Origin of the sequence: Mesorhizobium sp. M1A.F.Ca.ET.072.01.1.1, assembly GCF_004023325.1 — a bacterium.
Taxonomy (GTDB): Bacteria; Pseudomonadota; Alphaproteobacteria; order Rhizobiales; family Rhizobiaceae; genus Mesorhizobium.
Genome location: NZ_RZSF01000505.1, coordinates 1 through 3,412, shown reverse-complemented (window position 1 = coordinate 3,412; position 3,412 = coordinate 1). Strand labels below are relative to the sequence as shown.

At 59.9% G+C, this 3,412-nt stretch carries 1 protein-coding gene and 2 pseudogenes; 1 reads left to right on the top strand and 2 read right to left on the bottom strand.

The features are described from left to right. Positions 1-538: pseudogene (locus tag EOA32_RS35165) on the bottom strand (hypothetical protein); the annotation flags it as partial. Positions 539-962: 424 nt separating this feature from the next. On the opposite strand from EOA32_RS35165, the pseudogene EOA32_RS40405 reads away from it, so the two are divergent. After that, positions 963-1,312 (top strand): annotated as a pseudogene (locus EOA32_RS40405) (DDE-type integrase/transposase/recombinase); the annotation flags it as partial. Positions 1,313-1,503: 191 nt separating this feature from the next. On the opposite strand, the gene EOA32_RS35155 reads toward EOA32_RS40405, so the two are convergent. After that, a complete protein-coding gene (locus EOA32_RS35155) occupies positions 1,504-2,523 on the bottom strand; it encodes an ATP-grasp domain-containing protein (protein WP_128374140.1) in 1,020 nt (339 codons plus the stop codon). Positions 2,524-3,412 lie beyond the last annotated feature (889 nt).

The following is a 3,412-nucleotide window of genomic DNA, read 5'->3' as shown; positions in this document are numbered from 1 at the left end:
CGATCATTTCCACGGCATGCCTCAATTGAGCTGGTTCATATACGAGCTGCAACCCAAGGCTGCACTCTTCGAGACGCGGCTTCACGACCACTGGGAATCGCAGGTCGCCGGTACTCTCGGTTCCGAGACGCATCACGCGAAAGTTCGGCGTCGGCACGCCACAATCGCGCATGAGCCTCTTGGTGACGACCTTGTCGTGCGTGAGCGCATGCCCGAGCGGGCTCGGTCCGGTGTATGGAACACCGGCCATCTCAAGCATAGCGGGAACATGGGTGTAACGGTGCTCGCCCTGAATTCCCTCTGCCCTGTTGAAGACGATTCCCGATGGGCGGGCCTGTGGATCGGGTGGCATGAACCTCTCGAGCTTAGTTAGCAGTTCTTTATCGCCTTCGCACAGCAGCGTCTCGTGACCGCTCTCCTGGAGTGCCGCCACCAGACTTTCAAATGCCCCGTCAGGACGGTATTCCTTGGGGCGAGCCTGACCGAACTGGTTGATTACCCCCGTACAATCATAGTTCCAGACGATGGCGACCCGCATGAGCTACTCCTTGGATTTTTTTGCCCGCTATCATTGGCTCGGACTTAGTTGGCTGATCACTGGACCGGATTGTCTAGTGCCCGCGTTCCTTCACCGGGTCTCACGCAATCGGCGTGCCACTGAAGAGGTTTGGGACAAGGCGAGAAAACCATGTGTTTCGCGCGCCGCACCGGCGGAACACTTACGCCTCAGTGTGGCGGGTTTCGAACATTGGATTGGCGCAGATACTACAACGAGGAAGGCCCACGTGGGGCGATCGGGCACAGGGCCCCGATCTCGTCGCTCAATTGCGAGGCCCCATCGTTAGAAATGCTCTGATCCCTGAAAACTGGATCGTTCGAAAGTGGAGTTTTCCGCGGTAACATCGCTTGGCTGGGAGGAGCGGAAGACGATGAAGTATTCCTGCCGCCGCGATCAGGTCGGCATCGAAGCTCTAATCAAGGACATCTGCGCTACACGATACCGGCGCGTGCACGCAATGCTCACGCGCGAGGCGGCTGGGACATCAACATGAAGCGAACCTGTCGAATTTACACGGACTTGGACCTGCAGTTCAGGGATAAGAGGCCGAAGGGGCGTGTGAAGGCGAAGCTCTGGGAAGGCCGGGAGGCAGCCGTCCGCCCGAACGACGTCTGGGCGATGGACTTCGTCCACGATGATCTGGCGACGGGCAAGAAGATCCGTGTGATAACGGTCGTCGACACGTTCTCCCATTATGTGCCTGTGCTCTACCCGCGATTCAGCTATCGGGCGGAGGATGTGGTCAGGGCGCTGAACTGTCCGAACATCGGCTATCCGAAGGCTGTAAACGGTCGTCGATACCTTCTGCGCCACCGAGATCGGCGTCCCATTGACCCGGTCATGTCGTCGGCGCGTCCACGTCCAAGTGGGCAGAAAGCCTCCGCTCTATTCCGTGCCTACCTCAACATGCGGCAGAATACAACGTCGCCGCGCTACCCGAAAAGTCACGTGCGGTCCTGGGGGGTAGCGGTTCCGAAATAGCGCGTCTGGGCGACATCCAGGATGCGATTGATCAAGCTCGAGTAGCTGTGTCCGGCCGTGTTCGCAGCCATGCAATACGATGAGCCCTTTGCGAGGGATGGATTCGCGTTGATTTCTAGGACAAAAGGCTGGCCGGAGCCGTCGATCCGGACGTCGACGCGGGCATAGTCCCGGCACTGGCAAGCGCGGAATGTCGCAATCGAAATATCCCGCAGGACCGTCGCAAGCCTGCCCCCGATCTCTGCCGGGCAAATCTTCGCCACTGCCGTAGCCGCCACGTATTTTGCTTCCCAGGTCATAAGCCGGTTTGCGCGGCCGCCGAAGTCCTGCTCCACAAGAGGCAATACCTCGAGCTCTCCGTTTCCAAGTATCGCAACGTTGATTTCCCTCCCCTCGATGTATTCTTCAACGAGCGCGTCCTGCGCATACTGCTCGACAATCACTTCCACGGCCCGCTTTAGCTCGGCAGGTTCATGCACGAGCTGCAATCCGAGGCTGTCACCCTCACGAGGCGGCTTCACTATTACTGGAAATCTCAGATCGCCGGTATTTTCAGAGCCTCGACGCATCACTCGAAAGTTCGGCGTCGGCACACCGCGGTCGCGGATGAGTATTTTGGTGATGACCTTGTCGTTGGCAAGCTCATGTCCGAGCGGGCTCGCTCCTATGTACGGAACGCCGGCCATCTCGAGCATGGCAGGAACCTGGGAGAAACGGGACTCGCCCTGAATCCCACAAGCCAAGTTGAAGACGAACCCCGAAGGGCGGGCTTGCGAATCGGGCGGCATGAACCGCTCGAGCGTAGCGAGCAGTCCTTTATCGCCCTCACACAGCAGCACCTCGTGGCCGCCCTCTTCCAGCGCCGCCACCACCATGCTGTCGCGGTCCGACTCTGGCCAAGGCTGCGGCGGCTGCGGAAAAGGCTGGCCGAACCGGTTAATCACGCCCGTAAAGTCTCTGTTCGTAACAACGGCTACTCGCATTAGGTACTCCTTTGATGTTTGCTCGGTTTGATGGTCACTCGCTCGGATTTGCGCCAGTGCCCCCGATCACCAGCGCGAGCACTAGAGACCTGCCTGTCAGAAGGCTGATGAACCAGTGTCATCAGCACTATGTGCAGCCGCGGACTAAACGTTGCTGCCGGTATAATGCTGCGCAGATGCCGCCGGTCCCCAGGCAGCCCCAGCACCGCTGGCGCGTCCCCACGGTATGCGCAGCCAGTATCGCGTGGGCGAGTGTCATGTGAACTCCTGGGTTGAAGACAGCGCGAAGCCACGTCGGAACAGGTATCTGGCATCGCACTCGCAATTGGCATGCCACGAAAGGTGTTGCGAGCAGGGGCACAAAGATCAGGTGGTTCGCCCTTGGCCAGCTTGATACTAGCGCAAAGGGATGTCTGGTTCTGAACTCGGAATGTCGTCAATCGGACCGAACCAAATGCGGCCGTGTCTGATGGTGTAGGAGGCTGCGCACGGAGCCGTCGGCGTAGCAGCGCGCCGCCGACCTCGGGTCCACTGAAGCTTCTGGAGGAGATGCGAGCTGTACAGGCTTATCTGGCGGCCCCTGGCTGACGGCGAAACACCGCCACAAACCACATCCGAGCCGCCCAACCTGGCCGCGTTCGTAGCAAGCCTATCGAGCGCCCGGCACGCGGGCGAAATCCTTCCGACCTTCTCCATCGAAGCCAAGCCGCGTTACCGGCGAAGTCTACAAAAGGTCTCGACACAAACCCTATTGCGGCTCCCACCGCCGCGCTCAAACCGGTGATCTCACCCACTCCCGCCGCGACAGCCGCGAAATGCAGGAGAAGCCGGAGCTGGTCTACGCCGAGCCTGGCCAAGCCCGCGTCCAGGCGCTCCGCATGGTGTGGCC

Excerpts from the sequence above, each read along its gene's own strand:
- EOA32_RS35155 (WP_128374140.1), bottom strand. The coding sequence starts at position 2,523 with ATGCGAGTAGCCGTTGTTACGAACAGAGACTTTACGGGCGTGATTAAC.